Here is a 16237-nt window from a genome sequence, read left to right as displayed (position 1 = left end):
CGCTCCTCAACCAGCGGCGGCCGAGCCGGCTCAGGCGGCGGGTTGCTCCACCTCGTCCTGGTCGGGGCCGCCGCCGGTCCAGCGGCGGACGGTGAGGGCGAGCCGGTGGCCGGTGACGAGGACCGCGAGCCAGGCGGTGCCGAGGGTCCAGCCGACGAGGACGTCGGTGAGCCAGTGGTGGCCGAGGTAGACCCGGCTCAGTCCCATCGCCAGCGCGAGCAGGCAGGCGAGCGCCGGCGCCAGCACGGTGAGGCGCCGGCTGGTCGTGCGTACGGCGACGAGGTAGCCGATCAGGATCCACAGCACCCAGGAGTTCAGCGTGTGCCCGCTGGGGAACGACGGTGACGTCTCGTACGGCGGCACCGCGAGGTCCTGCGGCGGCCGCACCCGCCCCACGAGATGCTTGCCGACCACCGTCATCAGCAGCGACCCGGCCGCCGCGATCGCGATCAGGATCGCCGGCGTCGGACGCCGCCACCACCACCAGAGCAGTGCCGCGGCGACCAGCACCAGCGGCACCATGAACCGGGTGCTCCCCAGGTCGGTGTACGCCGTGACCGCGTCGTCGAGCCCCGGCGTACGCCAGGTCACCACCCACTCCACCACCGGCCGGTCGAGGACCGAGAGCCCCTCCCGCTCCTCGACCCCGTCGTAGAGCTCGGCGCTCGCGACCGTGGCGAGCACCGCGAGTGCGCCGCCGGCGACCGCGGTGACCACCAGCACCAGCCAGGGCAGGTCGCGGTCGGACAGCCGGGACCGCAATCGGTCCGGGAGCAGCCGGGCCAGCAGGTCGAGCAGCCACGCGGTGACCCGGACCAGGGCGACCCCGACCGCGCTCGGCCACCGGGTCAGGTCGCGGTCGCCGAGGTGGTCCTCGCGCCACTCCCCGACCCGGCGGAACGGCCGCCCGGGATGCATCGGGCCATCGTAGGCAGGCGCCGGTGAGCGCACCGGCAGCCGCGTCCCACCGGTGTCCCGGTCCAGCCCGGGACAGGAACGGGACACCGCCGCTGCAACCCCGTGGGGGGAGACGGCGTCCTGAGGGTGTTCGATCCACCACTCACCGAAGGACACGCCCATGAGCACCACCGCACTCCGCACCGCCGTCGTGGCCGCGGGTCTCGCAGCCGCCGGCCTCGGCGTCGCGGGAGCCGCCTTCGCGAGCGTGCCCGCCGAGCACGCTGGCCCCCGGACCACCGTCGAGACCCAGCGCGGCACCGTGCTGGAGTGTCACGGCGAGGGGGTCCAGGCGACCGTCTACGAGAACTCGAGGTACGGCAGCTCCCTGGTCGTCATCGTCGGCGACCCCGGCGACGACCTGTTCGGCAGCATCGAGCGGGACACCCCGTTCGTCGTCGACGGCCTCCTCGACGAGACCGTCGCGGTCCGCGGCGGCCGCACCGCCACGATCACGGGCACGCTGACGCCCACCGGCCAGCCGACCCGGATCACCGAGCCGGTCCAGGACGCCGGCGAGCAGGTCGTCAGCCGCGGCACCAACCGGCCGCTGGCCACCGACCTGGTCGTCACCGTCGACGGCACCCCTGTCACGGTCACGTGCGACCCGGCCTTCACCTTCGACCTGGAGGTACGGCGTACCCGCCTGTACGGCAACTGACGGGAACCTTGCAGACCTTCGTGCCTCACCACCGCTGGGGCACGAAGGTCTGCTCGTGCAGCGGCGGCCGGACGTAGGGCTCGTCGCGCATGCTCGGCAGCTCGATGCGCTCGGGCGCCACGTCCTCGTAGTCGAACTGGGCGAGCAGGTGGTTGATGCAGTTCAGCCGGGCCGCCTTCTTGTCGTCGGACGGCACGACGTACCACGGCGCCTGCTTGATGTCGGTGTACTGGAAGGTGATGTCCTTCGCCCGCGAGTAGCGCACGTACAGCTCGTGCTCCAGCAGGTCGGTCTCCGACAGCTTCCAGCGCTTGAGCGGCTCGGAGTTGCGGGCCTCGAAGCGGCGCCGCTGCTCCTCGTAGCTGACCGAGAACCAGTACTTCAGCACCACCATTCCCGAGCGGACCAGCATCCGCTCGAGCTCCGGGCAGCTGCGCAGGAACTCCTCGTGCTCGGCCTCGGTGCAGTAGCCCATCACCCACTCGACGTTCGAGCGGTTGTACCAGCTGCGGTCGAACAGGACCATCTCACCGGCCGCCGGCAGGTGCTCGACGAACCGCTGGAAGTACCACTGCGACCTCTGCCGGTCCGACGGCCGCGGCAGCGCCACCACGCGCACGGCGCGCGGGCTGGTGCGCTCGGTGATCCGCTTGATCGCCCCGCCCTTGCCGGCCGAGCCGCGGCCCTCGAAGATCACCAGCACCTTCAGGCCCTGGCGCTGGATCCAGTACTGCAGCAGCACGAGCTGCTCCTGCAGCCGGGCCAGCTCCGCGGCGTACACGCTCTCGCGCAACCGACCCTGGCTGTTGTAGTGCTCGGGGTCGCGGTCCGCACTCGGCGGCACGACGACGTCGTCGGCGCCGTGCGGCGGGATGTGCGTGCTCATGGAGCCACGGTGCCCGCTGGCCGGGTCGGGGGCAAGGATCCCGGGCCTCGATCGATTCGCCCGCGATGTCGATTTCCCGGACGCGAGTTCGTCAGGATGATGTGGCGAGGGTCGTCACGCAGCGACGAAAGGGGCCGGTCATGGCCGACACGTACGTCTTCATCATCCGCGAGGAGGACTGGGACTCCGACCAGTACCTCGGGATGCCGCCGAGCGACGCTGACAGCGCCGAGAGCATGTTCCCCGCCCACGCCGCGTTCGCCGTGGCCGTCGAGAAGCTGGGCGCGAAGATCGTCGGCGGCAATGCCCTGCAGAACCACAAGCACGGCGGCAGCGTGGTGCCGGGGCAGGGTGACCGGGCGGTGCAGGACGCCGTCTACACCGACGCGTCGTACGCCGACACGAGCGAGGTCATCACCGGCTTCTACATGGTGGAGGTCGAGGACGAGGACCAGGCCCGCACCGTCGCTGCGATGGTCCCGACGGGCAACCGGATCGAGTGGCGCAAGGTCTTCCCCACCGGGAGCTGACCCGCCCCCGACGCACGGGCCGGGTCGGCCGCTGCCGCCACGCCGCTGCCTCCACAATGGGGGCATGCGGCCGACCCCGAGCGAGTTCCAGGACGCGTGGCCGCGGATCGTCCGGGCGCTGGCGTCCTTCACCGGCAGCCTCGACGACGGCGAGGAGTACGCCGCCGAGGCGGTCGCCCGCGCCGCGGCGTACGACGGGCCGGTCGACGAGCTGGCCGCCTGGTGCATCACCGTCGGCAAGCGCGCCTGGCTGGACGAGGCGCGCCGCCGGGCTGTACACGACCGGTTGGCCCCGGAGCTGGTCACGCTCGCGACGTCGCCGGACGTTCAGGAGACCGCCGTGGACCCCACCGACCCCGCCCGCGAGGGCCTCGACGACCGGCTCGCGCTGCTGTTCGTCGCCTGCGACGAGGAGCTCAGCCCCTCGCTGCAGATGGTGCTCGCACTGCGGGTGGTCTGCGGCCTGACCACCGCCCGGATCGCCCATCACCTCGGCATCCAGGAGTCCGCGGCCGCGGCCCGGCTGACCCGGGCGAAGACGGCGCTGGCCGCCGCGCGCGGGGAGTTCCGCACCCCGGACGCGACCGAGCGGGCCGCCCGGCTGCCGGTGGTGCTGGCCTGCGTGGCCGGGATGTTCACGGTCGCGCACCGCACCGTCCTCGACCCGGTCGACGCGCTCGCCGACACCGGGCGCGCGGCGCTCTCGATCGCCGACGCCCTGGTCGCGGCGTACCCCCACGACACCGAGGTCCGCGGCCTGCGCGCGGTGATCCGGCTGGGCCTGGCCCGGCGGCCGGGCCGTCTCGACACCGAGGGCGTGGCGCTGCCGATGGACGAGGTGGACCGCCGCCGCTGGGACGTGGAGCTGTGGCGAGGCGGCCTCGACGACGCGACGTTCGCGATGAGCGGCGACGGGCGGTTCGCGCTGGAGGCGGCGATCTCCGGACTGCACTCGCACGCGGCGTCGGTCGACGGCCCCGACTGGGTGCGGCTGGTGACGGTCTACCGGGCGCTGGAGGAGCGGTGGCCGGCGCCGTCGGTGACGGTGGCCCGGCTGGTCGCCGAGGCGCACGCCGTACCCGCCGACGACCTGCCCGCGGTCGAGGAGGCACTGGCCGAGCTGGTCGAGGAGGCGCCGGCGTACGCCGGCCGGGACGCCGAGCTCGCGCTGGCAGACCTCGAGTGGCGGACCGGACGGCAGGGGGAGGCGGCGGCGCGGTACGCCGCGCTGGCCGAGGTCCTCGACGTCGAGCCGCTGCGCCGGTTCTGCCTCAAGCGGGCCGGCCTGGGGCGGCTCGCGTGACGGCGGTGGTCCCCGGCCGGATCGTGCTGCTGAACGGGACGTCGAGCTCGGGCAAGTCCAGCCTGGCGCGGGAGCTGCTGCGCGTGCTGCCGGGGCCGTGGTTCCACCTGGGCGTGGACACGATCGGGGCGCTGCGCTCGCCGGAGCGGACCGCCGAGCTCGACGGCGACGAGCTCGCCGAGGTGTTCCGCCGGACCCGGGCGGGCTACCACCGGGCGGTGGCCGGACTGGCCCGCGCGGGGAACGACGTGGTCGCCGACCACGTGCTCAGCGAGCCGTGGCGCCTGTCCGACTGCCTCGAGGTGTGGCGCCCGTTCGACGTGGTGCTCGTCGGCGTCCACTGCGACCCCGACGAGCTCGACCGCCGCGAGGAGGAGCGGGGCGACCGGCCGGTCGGCCTGGCCCGCTCGCAGGTGCGGGCCGTGCACGCGCACCGGAGGTACGACGTCGAGGTCGACACCGCTCGGCGGGGGGTCGGGGAGTGCGCGGCGTTGGTGGCGGCGCGGGTCGCCGCCGGTCCGGGAGAGGCGTTCGACGCCCTGCGTGCGGAGGGCCCGTGGTGAGCGACCTCGTGGCCCGGCTGCGGGCGGCCGGGTGCGTGTTCGCCGAGGACGAGGCCCGGTTGCTGGTCGAGGCAGCCGACTCCGCGGCGTCGCTGGAGACCATGGTCGCGCGACGGGTCGCGGGTGAGCCGCTCGAGCACGTGCTCGGGTTCGTCGACTTCCACGGGCTGCGGCTGGAGGTGGCGCCGGGTGTCTTCGTGCCGCGCACGCGCACCGGCTTCCTGGTCGACACCGCGGTCTCGCTGGCCGGCTCCGGTCCGGTGGTGCTCGACCTGTGCTGCGGGTGCGGGGCGGTCGGGGCGGCGGTCGCCGCCGCCCTGCCGGGGTGCGAGCTGCACGCCGCCGACGTGGACCCGGCCGCGGTCGCGGTCGCCGGCCGCAACCTCGCGCCGTACGACGGGCAGGTGGTGGTCGGCGACCTGTTCGACCCGTTGCCGGTGTCCCTGCGCGGGCGGGTCACGCTGCTGGTCGCCAACACGCCGTACGTCCCGACCGACGCGATCGCCCTGATGCCGCCGGAGGCCCGCGACCACGAGGCCCGGGCCGCGCTCGACGGCGGCCCCGACGGGCTCGCGCTGTTGCGCCGGATCGCGGCTGCCGCCCCGGACTGGCTGGCCCCCGGCGGGCACCTGCTGATCGAGATCGCGTCCTCGCAGGCCGACGCCGCCCTCACGGCGTACCGCGCCGCCGGGCTCGACGCGTGGACCGTCAGCGACGACGACTACGGCGCCACCGTCGCGATCGGCCGCAACCCCGCAATTGCAGCCGTATGACAGGGCGGAGGCTCCCGGGATTGTCATGGGGCCGCAATTGCAGCCGTGTGACAGAGCGGAGGCTCCCGGGATTGTCATGGGGCCGCAATTGCAGCCGTGTGACAGAGCGCGGGTGGGGCCGACCTGTCACGACCCTGCAATTGCAGCCGTATGACAAGGCCGGGCGACGAGAACCTGCAACGCGGCTGCAATTGCGGCCGTACGACGCCGCACCCGGCCGAACGGATCGCACGACCGGTGGTTTCGAGACGGGCTGCGCCTCGCCCTGCCCGAGCACAGGTGGCTGAGGAGCGAGCGCCAGCAGAGCGTCTCGAAACCTCCGGACACGTGTTCGAGCGACCAGGTGCTGCAGCTCCAGCGGCCAGTCGCGGGGCGGCGATCCGTGCGAAGGGCGGTTCCGCAGGCTGATCCGGATGATCACTGCACGGATCGCCGACACCAACCACCTAGAGCCGCTCCTCGATCCGGACCCGCACCCGGTCGCCGGCCTGCTTGCCGATCCGGCGCCGCAGGTCGGCCTTGACCGGGAGCTTGTGCGTCCCGTCGCCGAGCGCCATGAACGAGGAGGTGAACGGCTCGCCGTCCACCGTGCCCCGGACCTTGACCAGCCCGCGGGTGCCGAAGTACTCCGCGGACCCGTCCATCACGACGTACGTCCACCCGCCCGGGTTCGGGCTCTTCACCAGCGTGGCCGTGAACTCCCGCAAAGCCGTCGTCTCGCGCATCGCCGCTCCTCGCCGTCGGGTTCCCATGGTGCTCCGACCGGCGGGAGCGGCGGAAGTCATCGGCGGCGAGGGCGCCTTGGTTTCGGGACGGGCTCGTTCCTCGCTCTCGTCAACCAGCGGCCGCAGGCCGCAACGCTTCCCCGGTGGTTGAGGAGCGAGCGCCAGCGAGCGTCTCGAAACCTCCGGCGGCGGCGTACTCCTCCCACGAGTGCCGCTCGAGGAACGCGTTCTGCGCGGCCGCGTCCGGCTGCACCGCGCCCCAGTCCGAGTCGAGGACGTACTGCTTCGCGTCGACCAGCTCCCGGGCGCGCCGCACGGCTGCCGGGTTCACGCCGTACGTCGCCATGGCCGCTCCGTTCCTGTTCGCGGGGCTCGTCAGTCCCGCACCGCCGCGTCGGTGTCGTCCTCGCCCTGCTGCTCGTCGATCCGCTTCTTGATCCGACCGAGGCCGGGGACCTTGGCCAGCATGTCGTTGAGCTCCCGGGAGACCTCGAGCAGGTCGTGCAGGTCGGGCGCCACGGATCCCAGGGTCCCGAGCACCGGGAGCACGTCGCGCTCCACCTGCTCGCTGATCTGCGGCAGGTGGTTCACCAGGCGCACCAGGGCCTCGACCTCCTGCGGGTCGGTGGTCTCCGCGAGCCGGTCGAGCGTCGGCTGCAGCCGGGTCAGCGACGGCTCGAGGCCGTCGAGCAGGTGGCTCAGTCGCGTCACGTGCTCGGCGGCACCGTCCACCACCTGCCCGGTCTTCCCGACCAGCGCCCCGGCGTCGGTGGCGACGCCGTCGATCCTCGCGACCAGCTCCTCGGTGCGCTCGAGCAGGGCGAACACGCGGGGGACCGCGCCGAGCAGCGCCTCGACCTGGTCCACCACCTGACGGGGTCCGGGGACGGGCAGACGCATGTCCCCTGTGTACCCGACCGGCCCCGATCCACCGGCCGGTGAGGAGAATGACGGCATGCCGGCCACCCGCTCCCGCTTCCACGGGCACATCGCGGGGCTCGGCAGCAGCAGCGGGACCCGAGTCGTGGTGGGGCACTGGCCGGGCACGCCGTTCGGTCCGTTCTCGGACGTGATGGTCGAGACCGCGGCCGGGCACCGGGTGCTGCTCGCGCCGGACGAGCGGGTCAGCGACTACGTCGCGGCGACGTACTCCTTCGACGAGGTGCGGCTCGAGCCGGTCACCGTGCGGCCCGGCCCGGACGCCTGGCACGTGACGGCGCCGTCGCTTGACCTGCGGTTCGTCGTCGGCGGCCGTACGCCGCTCGGCCGCGCGCTGCGCCTGGTGCCGCGCCGCCTCGCGACCAGCCCGGCCTGGTGCGCGGTGACCGACCCGGTCGCGCGGGTCGTCCTCGACGGGGTGCGCACCCGCGGGAGCGCGGGCGGCGGCCGTCGCGAGTGGTACGGCGCCACGTCGGTGCGCGCGGTGACGTCGCTGGCCGGGCGCTTCGACGGCACCGACCTCGGGTCTCTCGCGGAGGTCGACCCGCCCTGCCGGTTCGGCTTCACCTCGACCCCGCGGCGTCCGTCGCTGACCGACGTGGTCACGACCGTCGACGTCCCCTGACCGAGTCATACAAGGGCACTTGTGCATGTCGGCGGGGACCGTCACGCTGACGCCCATGACCCGCCGTACCGCCGCCGAGCGGCACTCCGACTCCGCTCCCGACCGCGCCCCCGGCGCCGAGTCCGGTGCCGACCTGCTCGACGTCCTGATCGCCTTCCACCACCCGACCCGACGCTGGCTGTGCGAGGTGCTGTCCGCCGAGGGCCCGGCCAACGTCGGGATGCTCGCCGAACGCACCGGTCTCGCCGTCGGATCGGTCAGCCACCACCTCAAGGCGCTGCACCGGCACGGGTTCGTCGAGCCGGCGCCGGAGCTGGCCCGCGACACCCGGCAGAGCTGGTGGCGACTGGTGGCCCGCGACCTGAGCTGGCTCTCCGACGACTTCGTCGAGGGCACCATGGGTCGCCGGCTCGCGGAGGACGCCGAGGTCGCGAACTTCCGACACCACGTGCGTGCGGTCCGGCAGTGGATGGCGGTCGCGCACGAGGTGCCCGACGAGTGGCGCCGGGCCGCGGTCAGCACGGACACCTACGTCCGCGCCACCGTCGAGCAGACCACCGAGCTGAGCCGTCGGGTCACCGAGCTGCTGGTCGACTGGTCCCGGGAGTGCCGGGCCGACGAGCGGGCCCGGCCCGACGCCGTACGCCGACCGGTGCGGGCGCATGCCCGGGTCTTCCCCAGCGGCCCGGTCGCTCCGGAGCGGACCCGATGAGCCCGACCGTGACCGGCGCCCCGGTCCTGCTCGGTCCGCCTCCGCCGCTGGTCCGCCGCGACCGGATGGTCGTCATCTGGGTGCTCGCCGTCACGGTCTCGTGGTTCGGCGACGCGATGTGGACCGTGGCACTCGCGTGGACGGCGGCCCACACCCTCTCCCCGGCGATGGCCGGCGCGGTGATCGGCCTCGAGACGCTGCCGGCCGCCGCCCTGGTCCTGGTCGGCGGCGTCCTCGCCGACCGTTTCGACACCCGCCGGGTGCTGGTCTTCGGCCAGCTCGCCCAGGCGCTGGTGATGGTGGTCGGCGCGATCGCGTGGACCGCCGGGTACCAGGGCGCGACCACGCTGGTCGTGCTCGCCGTGTCCTTCGGTGTCTCGGTCGGGCTGACGCTGCCCGCCGGGATGACCCTGGTCCGCCAGCTGGTGCGCGAGGAGGACCTGGGCACGGTCAGCGGCTGGAACAACGTCGCCGTCCGGGTGGCCCGCCTGCTCGGCGCCCCGGCCGGCGGTCTGCTCGTCGCCTGGCGCGGACCGGCCGCGCCGATGCTGCTCAACGCGGTCACGTTCCTGACCATCGCGGCCACGCTGGCGCTGGTCGTCCGGCCGCGCTACCGGATCCCGCGCACGCCCGCCCCGGTGCTGGCCAGCCTGAGCGACGGGCTCGGCTACCTGCGCAGCACTCCGGCCGCCCGCCTCCTGGTGATCGGTCTGACCGGCCTCAACGTCTTCGTCACCCCGGCGGTCGCCCTCGGCGTCGCCCTGGGCGTGAGCCGGTCCGGCTGGGGCTCGACCTGGCTCGGTCTCGCCGAGGGCGCGCTCGCCGCGGGTGCCATCGTCGGCAGCCTGCTCGCGATCCGGCACCGACCGCCGCGCCCAGCGCAGCGCTCGTTCGGCGTGCTCCTCGTGCAGGCGGTCGCGATCGTGGGCATCGGGATCGGCGACCGCGGGGTGCTGGTCACCTCGATGGCCGTCATCGGGCTGACCTCCGGCCTGGCCTCGGTGTGGCTGTCGGCGACCTTCCAGCGGACCGTCGCCAGCACCCACCTCGGCCGGGTCTCGTCCGTGCTGCTGCTCGGGGACCGCACCCTGGTCCCGCTCGCCCTGCCGGTGTTCGGCGCGCTCGCGGCCGGTGCCTCGCTGGTCACCGCGACCGCCGTGTTCGGGGCCGGCATGTTCGTGCTGTGCCTGACCCTCGCCACCCGCCCGTCCGTCGCTCGCCTCCGCTGACCCGGCACAAGATGTGCCGACTCACCGTGATCCGGCGACGGTGACCCGGCACAAGATGTGCCGACTCACCCTCGGAAGGGCATGGTGACCCGGCACAGGATGTGCCGGGTCGGCGGTGCGGCATGCTGACCCCGTGCACTTCGTCGGCGTGGACCTGGCCTGGGGAGACCGCAAGCCCACCGGGCTCGCGGTCCTCGACGACGGCGGACGGCTGCTGCGGGTGACCGCCGCCGACACCGACGAGGCGATCGGCGCCGAGCTCGCGCCGTACGTCGACGGCGCCTGCCTGGTCGCCGTCGACGCGCCGCTCGTGGTCACCAACGCCAGCGGCAACCGGCCATGCGAGGCTGCGCTCAACCGCGACTTCGCGAAGTTCGACGCGGGAGCCCACCCGTCCAACACCCGCAAGGCGGAGTTCCGCGACGAGCCGCGCGGCGCCCGGCTCGCCCGCGCCCTCGGGCTCGACATCGACCCCGCCTCGACCGCGAAGCGGCGGGCGATCGAGGTCTACCCGCACCCGGCGACCGTCGCGTTGTTCCGGCTGGGCCGCACGCTGAAGTACAAGAACAAACCGGGCCGCTCGCTCGACCAGCTCCGCGGTGAGCTGCTCTCCCTGGTGCACCACCTCGAGGGCCTCTCCGACGCGGCGACCCCGCTGCTGCTCGACCACCCGGACTGGGCGGCGCTGGTCGGGCGCATCGAGCAGGCGCGCACCAAGGCCGACCTGCGGCGCTGCGAGGACCCGGTCGACGCGGTCGTCTGTGCGTACGTCGCGCTGTTCGCCGAGCGCGAGCCGCAGCAGACCACGACGTACGGCGACCTCGAGCGCGGCTACATCGTCACTCCCACCCTGCCCCCGGGTCATCGCCCCGCCCCGCGCCAGGCGGCGGCCGAGGCCGCGCAGGACCGGGCCGAGCAGCAGCGGGTCGAGGAGGGGGCCTCCGACGCCGTGCAGGCCTATGCCCGGCTGCAGCCGTCACTGCGCGAGGTGACCGAGCGGTGCGTGGCCGCGGTGACGGAGGCGCTGGACGAGGCCGGCATCAACTACCTGTCGGTGAGCGGGCGTGCCAAGAGCGTCGCGTCGTTCGCGGCCAAGGCGGCCCGCCAGATCGATGGCACCCCGGTGTTCACCGACCCGCTGCGTGAGATCACCGACCAGATCGGGGTCCGCGTGATCACCTACCTGCAGCCCGACGTGACCGCCGTGGCCGGGCTGCTCGCCGAGCAGGCAACCGTCCTCGACGACCGCGACATGGGCCGGGAGACCGCGAGCGAGGGCCGGTTCGGCTACTCCAGCCGCCACCTGCTGCTGGAGATGGACGCGGCGCGAGCCGTGCGCCTGCCGGTCCAGGTGCAGATCCGGACCGTCCTCCAGCACGCGTGGGCGGAGTTCGAGCACGACATCCGCTACAAGGGCACGATCCCCGCGGAGCACGTGCCCGACCTCGACCGCCGGTTCACCCTGGCCGCCGGGCTGCTCGAGCTCGCCGACCGCGAGTTCTCCGAGATCCGCGACCGCCTCCAGGCGGGGATGTCCGGGCAGCGGCCCGAGGCGGACCGGGCCGACCCACGCATCGGTGCGCAGGAGCTGGCGGCCTTCCTGGCCGGGCAGTACGCCGACGCGAGCTGGTCGCGCACCGACCACTACGCCTGGATCTCCGGGCTCCTGCTGGAGCTCGGCGTCACCTCGCTCACGGAGCTGACCGACCTGCTCCGGCCCGTCGACAGCGAGGCGATCAACGAGCGGCTCGGCTACAAGCACCCACCCAGCGCCGTACGCCGCCTCGACGACGCACTGCTGTCGGTGTTCGGCGAGAAGTACCTCGCCCTGCACGGCAACGAGCACCGCGAGAACCTGCTGCGCACCCGCCTGGAGAAGATGCGCTCGGCCTGACCAGGCGTGGCGACCTCGCCGCGGGTATCACGCAGCGGCGTACGGCGCTCCTCGATTCCATGGCGGCCGTGCCGGGAGCGGCTGCACCGATGGGGGGAGGAGCCATGGTCGACGAGGCGCAGGCATCGCCGGAGCGCGAGACGGCCGACCTGGTGCTCGAGGGCGGGGGCGTGAAGGGCGCCGGCCTGGCCGGCGCGGTGGGCGTGCTCGCCCGGGACCACGACTTCCACCGGGTCGCGGGTACGTCGGCCGGCGCCATCGTCGCCGCGTTCGTCGCCGCGGGTCGCACCCACGACCTGGAGCGGCTGACCATCGACACCGACTTCGCGCAGTTCCTCGACGAGGGGGTCGGCGGCCGGTTCCTGGGGCCGATCGGCAACGGGCTCGACGTGATGCTCCGCGAGGGGATGTACCGCGGGCGGGTGCTCTACCACTGGTTGCGCGAGAACCTGGCCGCTGCCGGCATCACCACGTGGGGCGACCTGCGGCTGCCCGGCGCCACCCGCCGTACGCCGATCGAGCACCGCTACCGCCTCGTCGTGATCGTCTCCGACGTCTCCCGCGGGCGGATGCTGCGGCTGCCCTGGGACTACGAGCGGCTGCTCGGCGTCGCCCCGGACGGGATGCCGGTCGCCGACGCGATCCGGGCCTCGGCGTCGATCCCGTTCTTCTTCCGCCCGTGGCGGCTGCCGGTCGACCCGCGGCTCACCGGCGGTCGGCGCCGGCTGGTGCTCACCGACGGCGGGATGCTGTCCAACTACCCGATCGCGCTCTTCGACGACGAGCCCGACCATCCGACGATCGGGGTGAAGCTGTCGGCGCGGATGGCGCTGTCCGAGACCCGCTGGCAGGAGTCCGACAACCCGGTCTCGCTGGCCCGCGCGCTGATCGCCACGATGACCAACGCGCACGACCAGATCCACGTCGACCAGCCGTCGGTCGCCTCGCGGACGATCTTCGTGGAGACCAGCGGCGTCCGCTCGACCGACTTCCGGCTGGACCCCGAGACCAAGCGACGGCTGTTCGACAACGGCGCCGACGCGGCGACCGACTTCCTCGCCTCGTGGGACTACGACGCCTGGCGCGCGGCGTACGCCCCGGCGCTGGTGGCGTGACCGCCGTCGCGCCCCGTGGTGCTGTCGTGCTCGTGCTGCCGTAACCCCGCAATCGCAGCCGCATGACATGGGGAGGCCGCTCGGCGATCCGTCGTACGGCCGCAATTGCGGCCGCATGACATGGGGAACGGCTGGCGATCCGTCGTACGGCTGCAATTGCAGCCGCATGACAGGGGTTGGCCCCGGAATTCAGTCACGCGGCTGCAAATGCGGGCTTGTGACATCCCAGGGCGGCGCCCGTGGTGTCGTACGGCTGCAATTGCAGCGCCATGACAGTCGCGGAGCCGAGATCCGCAGCGCCAGCCAGTCCGTAACTAGACAGTTACGTAAGTCGCCCGTTACATTCACCGGGTGACCAGCACCTGGGACTGCCTCGCCGACCCGGTCCGCCGACAGATCGTGCGGCGCCTGGCGGCCGGGGAGCTCACGGCCGGTGAGGTCGCGGCGGACTTCGCGATCAGCCGCCCGGCCGTCTCGCGGCACCTCCGCGTGCTGCGGGAGGCCGGCGTGGTCGTCGTGCGCGCTGACGCGCAGCGACGGGTCTACGCCCTGGCCCCGGACGGGCTGGACGAGGTGCGCACCTGGCTGGACGAGGTCACCGCGTTCTGGGGCGGACGCCTTTACGCGCTCGGCACCGAGCTGGCCCGCGGACGGCGGGCACGACGAACGACGGAGGAGAGGCCCCGATGAACACATTCCGGCAGGACCTGGAGCCCGACCTCGCGCTGGTCGACGGGCAGGCGGTGGTCCGGTTCGAGCAGACCTGGGACACCGACGCCGCCGACCTGTGGGAGGCGGTCACCGACCCCGGCCGACTTGCCCGCTGGTTCGCCCCGGTCGAGGGCGACCCGGTGGTGGGTGGCGAGGTCGTCGTCCACTTCGACGACGGCGACGTGCCCGGCTTGCGGGTGCTGGCCTGCGACGCCGGCCGGTCGTTCACGGTGGCCTGGCCGATGGCGCAGGGCGGCAGCGAGGTCGACGTCGAGGTCCGCGCGGACGGTCCGGCCCGCAGCACGCTGGTCCTCACCCACCGGCTGCTCCCGCGCGACAAGGCCGCCGGGTACGCCGCCGGCTGGACGGCGCACGTCGGGCACCTGCACGCGCACCTGGCCGGTGGGAAGCCTGGGGACTGGGCAGCTGCCTTCGGGGCGGCGCGCGAGCGGATGGTTGCGCGGGTCGCCGCCCTCGGCGACTGAGCCGGAGCCACGACACCGGGCCATCAGGGACGCCGGCGCAGCTGCCGCGCCCGAGTCGCGGCGAGCAGCCCGACGGCGGCGGTGACCGGCAGCAGGACGACGACTGCCCAGAGGACTCGCCACGAGAGGAACCCGTCCGACGCGACGGTGCCGATGAGGTCACCGTCGAACAAGCCGGCCAGCACGCTCAGCAGGCAGAACGCGCTGAGGACCACGGCTGCGATCCGCCCGACCGGAGGTCGCACGTTGCGTGCTGCCAGCCAGGCCAGGACGAGCTGCACTGCCCCGACCGGCAGCGGCACCGTGGACTCGGTGTCGAAGCCCCACGCCCCGCCCCACGTCTCGGCCCCCGTGGCGACGCCGATGAAGCCGCCGATCACGTCGCAGACCAGCAGCACCACCATGGAAGCGAGGAGCGCTCGCCCCGAAGCCACCCACGGCATGGCCTGGAAGCGGAGCAGGGCCCCCTCCTGCCGCGGCTGTTCAGCCATGGACACAGGATGTCACCACGACCGCCGCCGTCAGACGTCGATCGCGCGGTTGACCCAGTTCGACGTCACCTGCATGCCGACCCCCGCGTAGAGCCCCAGCGCCCCGGTCCGCGAGTCCGTGCTCAGCTCCGAGCGCGTGGCGCCGTGCTCGCGGGAGATCGCGAACGAGTCGGCCAGCAGCGCGGTGGCCAGGCCCTGCTTCCGCTGGTCGCGGCGTACGGCGAGCTTGTCGACGTAGGCGCAGCCCGAGGCCAGCACCACGATCGACACCCCGACCACCGCGCCCTCGGGGTCGGTGGCGACGCGGAGGTTCCACGGCTCGAACCCCGGCCGGCGGAACACGCTCGCCGCGAAGTCCTCGAAGGTCTGCCGCGGCCGGACCGACCACTCGAGGAAGGCGTCCTCGACCACGGTCCACACCGCCTCGTGCTCGTCCGGGGTGGCCGTGCGTACGGCGTACCCCGGGGGCAGCGGCCGGGACGGGATCGCCGCACCCTCGGGCAGCTGCAGCACCCAGGAGTTCCAGCGCACCCGGAAGCCGAGCGACTCCAGGAGCCGGTCGCCGGGGGAGCCCTCGGGCTTGGGCATCCCGATCACGTCGTCACCGGCGGCCCGCGCGGTCTCCTGCAGCCAGCCGGCCAGCCAGGTGCCGATGCCCCGGCCCTGGTGGTCCGGGTGCACCGCGGCGTCGCCTCGGGTGTGCCCGGACCGCTCGGCGTACCCGACCAGGGCGTCGCCGGCGAAGACGCCGATCGTGGAGGCCGTGATGTCGAAGCTGGGTCGTTGCCAGTCGCCGACGATGTCGGCGTACTCGATGACCACCTCGCCGAGGACCGCCATCTCCTCGGCGGCCATCACGTCGGTCACCGCCTGGGCGTCGTCGAGCGTGAGCGGACGGGCGAGGAGCCCCTCGGGCAGGCCGTCGGTGAGATCGGGGTGCTGGACCATGTCCGCATTGAACCGGTTGCCCCGGTTCACCGCAGCCGGTTTCCGGGTCCCGGCCCCCTGCCCGTCGCGCGGACGTCAGGAAAGCGCGTCGAGCAGCGTGCCGTTGAACGCCGGGAGGTCTCCCGGGTTGCGGCTGGTGATGAGGTTCCCGTCGACCACCACCGTCTCGTCGGTCCACTCGCCGCCCGCGTTGCGGATGTCGGTCTGCAGGCTCGGCCACGAGGTGAGCCGTCGGCCGCGCAGGACGTCGGCCTCGACCAGCGTCCACGGCGCGTGGCAGATCGCCGCGACCGGCTTGCCGGAGGCGACGAACTCGCGGACGAAGGCGACCGCGTCCTCGTCCAGCCGGAGCGCGTCGGGGTTGGCGACGCCGCCGGGCAGGACCAGCGCGTCGTAGTCCTCCACGGACGCCTTGCCGACCTCGGTGTCGACGGGCCGGGTCTCGGCCCGGTCGAGGTGGTCGAAGGTCTGCACCTCGCCGGACTCGGTCGACAGCAGCGAGGCCCGGTGGCCCGCGTCGGTGACGGCCGCCCACGGCTCGGTGAGCTCCACGCGCTCGATGCCCTCGGTGGCGGTCAGGAATGCGATGTGCTTGCTCATGCCCTGTCCGTAGGCCACACGGGCCATCGGTAAACCCACCCCTCGGGATGGTTTGCGGGGCAATGTGCCGCGACTAGGGTCCCGAGGTAG

Annotated in this window: 20 protein-coding genes; 12 read left to right on the top strand and 8 right to left on the bottom strand. The window is 73.5% G+C overall.

Annotated elements, in window-relative coordinates:
• Nucleotides 1-30 precede the first annotated feature (30 nt).
• Entirely contained in the window at nucleotides 31-918 is an 888-nt protein-coding gene (locus tag EKO23_RS17755; RefSeq protein WP_134719464.1) for a phosphatase PAP2 family protein, read from the bottom strand.
• A gap of 160 nt (nucleotides 919-1078) precedes the next feature.
• On the opposite strand from EKO23_RS17755, the gene EKO23_RS17750 reads away from it, so the two are divergent.
• Nucleotides 1079-1618 (top strand): hypothetical protein, encoded by a 540-nt coding sequence (locus tag EKO23_RS17750; RefSeq protein WP_134719463.1) that lies wholly within the window; start codon nucleotides 1079-1081, stop codon nucleotides 1616-1618.
• Between the two features lie 25 nt (nucleotides 1619-1643).
• On the opposite strand, the gene ppk2 is transcribed toward EKO23_RS17750, so the two are convergent.
• Nucleotides 1644-2504: a polyphosphate kinase 2 gene (gene ppk2, locus EKO23_RS17745; protein ID WP_134719462.1), complete on the bottom strand. Its 861-nt coding sequence runs from the start codon at nucleotides 2502-2504 to the stop codon at nucleotides 1644-1646.
• Between the two features lie 140 nt (nucleotides 2505-2644).
• Between ppk2 and EKO23_RS17740 the strand changes: the two genes are divergently transcribed.
• From EKO23_RS17740 to EKO23_RS17725, 4 genes are all read left to right on the top strand, one after another.
• Nucleotides 2645-3034, top strand: a complete 390-nt coding sequence (locus tag EKO23_RS17740) for a YciI family protein (protein ID WP_134719461.1) — start codon at nucleotides 2645-2647, stop codon at nucleotides 3032-3034.
• A gap of 64 nt (nucleotides 3035-3098) precedes the next feature.
• Nucleotides 3099-4337, top strand: coding sequence for a DUF6596 domain-containing protein (locus EKO23_RS17735; protein ID WP_134719460.1), 1239 nt, complete (start codon nucleotides 3099-3101; stop codon nucleotides 4335-4337).
• On the top strand, nucleotides 4334-4900 hold the full coding sequence (locus EKO23_RS17730) for a chloramphenicol phosphotransferase CPT family protein (RefSeq protein ID WP_246051163.1): 567 nt from the start codon (nucleotides 4334-4336) through the stop codon (nucleotides 4898-4900). Before EKO23_RS17735 ends, EKO23_RS17730 begins: the two co-directional genes overlap by 4 nt.
• Nucleotides 4897-5673: a putative protein N(5)-glutamine methyltransferase gene (locus tag EKO23_RS17725; RefSeq protein ID WP_246051162.1), complete on the top strand. Its 777-nt coding sequence runs from the start codon at nucleotides 4897-4899 to the stop codon at nucleotides 5671-5673. The genes EKO23_RS17730 and EKO23_RS17725 overlap by 4 nt, the downstream gene beginning before the upstream one ends.
• A 446-nt stretch (nucleotides 5674-6119) precedes the next feature.
• Here EKO23_RS17725 and EKO23_RS17720 read toward each other — a convergent pair whose 3' ends face one another.
• The 3 genes from EKO23_RS17720 to EKO23_RS17710 all read right to left on the bottom strand — a co-directional run bounded on the left by EKO23_RS17720 (nucleotide 6120) and on the right by EKO23_RS17710 (nucleotide 7298).
• Nucleotides 6120-6398 (bottom strand): DUF1905 domain-containing protein, encoded by a 279-nt coding sequence (locus tag EKO23_RS17720; protein ID WP_134719458.1) that lies wholly within the window; start codon nucleotides 6396-6398, stop codon nucleotides 6120-6122.
• Nucleotides 6399-6507: 109 nt separating this feature from the next.
• Complete coding sequence (locus tag EKO23_RS17715; RefSeq protein WP_134719457.1) at nucleotides 6508-6744, bottom strand: hypothetical protein; 237 nt, start codon at nucleotides 6742-6744, stop codon at nucleotides 6508-6510.
• Nucleotides 6745-6773: 29 nt separating this feature from the next.
• Nucleotides 6774-7298, bottom strand: coding sequence for a hypothetical protein (locus tag EKO23_RS17710; protein ID WP_134719456.1), 525 nt, complete (start codon nucleotides 7296-7298; stop codon nucleotides 6774-6776).
• Between the two features lie 55 nt (nucleotides 7299-7353).
• Between EKO23_RS17710 and EKO23_RS17705 the strand changes: the two genes are divergently transcribed.
• The 7 genes from EKO23_RS17705 to EKO23_RS17675 all read left to right on the top strand — a co-directional run bounded on the left by EKO23_RS17705 (nucleotide 7354) and on the right by EKO23_RS17675 (nucleotide 14108).
• A complete protein-coding gene (locus EKO23_RS17705) occupies nucleotides 7354-7962 on the top strand; it encodes a hypothetical protein (RefSeq protein ID WP_134719455.1) in 609 nt (202 codons plus the stop codon).
• 55 nt (nucleotides 7963-8017) lie between these two features.
• Nucleotides 8018-8674, top strand: a complete 657-nt coding sequence (locus EKO23_RS17700) for an ArsR/SmtB family transcription factor (RefSeq protein ID WP_167880539.1) — start codon at nucleotides 8018-8020, stop codon at nucleotides 8672-8674.
• Nucleotides 8671-9903: an MFS transporter gene (locus EKO23_RS17695; RefSeq protein WP_134719453.1), complete on the top strand. Its 1233-nt coding sequence runs from the start codon at nucleotides 8671-8673 to the stop codon at nucleotides 9901-9903. Before EKO23_RS17700 ends, EKO23_RS17695 begins: the two co-directional genes overlap by 4 nt.
• A gap of 133 nt (nucleotides 9904-10036) precedes the next feature.
• Nucleotides 10037-11797, top strand: coding sequence for a DUF429 domain-containing protein (locus EKO23_RS17690; RefSeq protein WP_134719452.1), 1761 nt, complete (start codon nucleotides 10037-10039; stop codon nucleotides 11795-11797).
• A gap of 104 nt (nucleotides 11798-11901) precedes the next feature.
• Nucleotides 11902-12912, top strand: coding sequence for a patatin-like phospholipase family protein (locus EKO23_RS17685; RefSeq protein ID WP_167880538.1), 1011 nt, complete (start codon nucleotides 11902-11904; stop codon nucleotides 12910-12912).
• Between the two features lie 351 nt (nucleotides 12913-13263).
• A complete protein-coding gene (locus EKO23_RS17680) occupies nucleotides 13264-13602 on the top strand; it encodes an ArsR/SmtB family transcription factor (RefSeq protein ID WP_134719450.1) in 339 nt (112 codons plus the stop codon).
• On the top strand, nucleotides 13599-14108 hold the full coding sequence (locus EKO23_RS17675) for an SRPBCC family protein (protein WP_134719449.1): 510 nt from the start codon (nucleotides 13599-13601) through the stop codon (nucleotides 14106-14108). The genes EKO23_RS17680 and EKO23_RS17675 overlap by 4 nt, the downstream gene beginning before the upstream one ends.
• Before the next feature lie 23 nt (nucleotides 14109-14131).
• Here EKO23_RS17675 and EKO23_RS17670 read toward each other — a convergent pair whose 3' ends face one another.
• The 3 genes from EKO23_RS17670 to EKO23_RS17660 form a co-directional block, all read right to left on the bottom strand.
• The gene (locus EKO23_RS17670) at nucleotides 14132-14599 is read right to left on the bottom strand and encodes a hypothetical protein (RefSeq protein WP_134719448.1); all 468 of its coding nucleotides are present in this window, start codon (nucleotides 14597-14599) and stop codon (nucleotides 14132-14134) included.
• Between the two features lie 30 nt (nucleotides 14600-14629).
• The gene (locus tag EKO23_RS17665) at nucleotides 14630-15547 is read right to left on the bottom strand and encodes a GNAT family N-acetyltransferase (protein WP_134719447.1); all 918 of its coding nucleotides are present in this window, start codon (nucleotides 15545-15547) and stop codon (nucleotides 14630-14632) included.
• Between the two features lie 75 nt (nucleotides 15548-15622).
• Nucleotides 15623-16147, bottom strand: coding sequence for a type 1 glutamine amidotransferase domain-containing protein (locus EKO23_RS17660; protein ID WP_134719446.1), 525 nt, complete (start codon nucleotides 16145-16147; stop codon nucleotides 15623-15625).
• Nucleotides 16148-16237 lie beyond the last annotated feature (90 nt).

Source organism: Nocardioides guangzhouensis (genome assembly GCF_004519545.1).
GTDB lineage: Bacteria > Actinomycetota > Actinomycetes > Propionibacteriales > Nocardioidaceae > Nocardioides > Nocardioides guangzhouensis.
The sequence above is the reverse complement of the archived record's forward strand: the minus strand, read 5'-3'. Positions and strand labels throughout refer to the sequence as shown.

Bases quoted from the DNA above. Each gene is read 5' to 3' on its own strand.
- EKO23_RS17755 (WP_134719464.1), bottom strand. From the start codon at position 918: ATGCATCCCGGGCGGCCGTTCCGCCGGGTCGGGGAGTGGCGCGAGGAC.
- EKO23_RS17750 (WP_134719463.1), top strand. From the start codon at position 1,079: ATGAGCACCACCGCACTCCGCACCGCCGTCGTGGCCGCGGGTCTCGCA.
- ppk2 (WP_134719462.1), bottom strand. From the start codon at position 2,504: ATGAGCACGCACATCCCGCCGCACGGCGCCGACGACGTCGTCGTGCCG.
- EKO23_RS17740 (WP_134719461.1), top strand. From the start codon at position 2,645: ATGGCCGACACGTACGTCTTCATCATCCGCGAGGAGGACTGGGACTCC.
- EKO23_RS17735 (WP_134719460.1), top strand. From the start codon at position 3,099: ATGCGGCCGACCCCGAGCGAGTTCCAGGACGCGTGGCCGCGGATCGTC.
- EKO23_RS17720 (WP_134719458.1), bottom strand. From the start codon at position 6,398: ATGCGCGAGACGACGGCTTTGCGGGAGTTCACGGCCACGCTGGTGAAG.
- EKO23_RS17715 (WP_134719457.1), bottom strand. From the start codon at position 6,744: ATGGCGACGTACGGCGTGAACCCGGCAGCCGTGCGGCGCGCCCGGGAG.
- EKO23_RS17710 (WP_134719456.1), bottom strand. From the start codon at position 7,298: ATGCGTCTGCCCGTCCCCGGACCCCGTCAGGTGGTGGACCAGGTCGAG.
- EKO23_RS17705 (WP_134719455.1), top strand. From the start codon at position 7,354: ATGCCGGCCACCCGCTCCCGCTTCCACGGGCACATCGCGGGGCTCGGC.
- EKO23_RS17700 (WP_167880539.1), top strand. From the start codon at position 8,018: ATGACCCGCCGTACCGCCGCCGAGCGGCACTCCGACTCCGCTCCCGAC.
- EKO23_RS17695 (WP_134719453.1), top strand. From the start codon at position 8,671: ATGAGCCCGACCGTGACCGGCGCCCCGGTCCTGCTCGGTCCGCCTCCG.
- EKO23_RS17685 (WP_167880538.1), top strand. From the start codon at position 11,902: ATGGTCGACGAGGCGCAGGCATCGCCGGAGCGCGAGACGGCCGACCTG.
- EKO23_RS17675 (WP_134719449.1), top strand. From the start codon at position 13,599: ATGAACACATTCCGGCAGGACCTGGAGCCCGACCTCGCGCTGGTCGAC.
- EKO23_RS17670 (WP_134719448.1), bottom strand. From the start codon at position 14,599: ATGGCTGAACAGCCGCGGCAGGAGGGGGCCCTGCTCCGCTTCCAGGCC.
- EKO23_RS17665 (WP_134719447.1), bottom strand. From the start codon at position 15,547: ATGGTCCAGCACCCCGATCTCACCGACGGCCTGCCCGAGGGGCTCCTC.
- EKO23_RS17660 (WP_134719446.1), bottom strand. From the start codon at position 16,147: ATGAGCAAGCACATCGCATTCCTGACCGCCACCGAGGGCATCGAGCGC.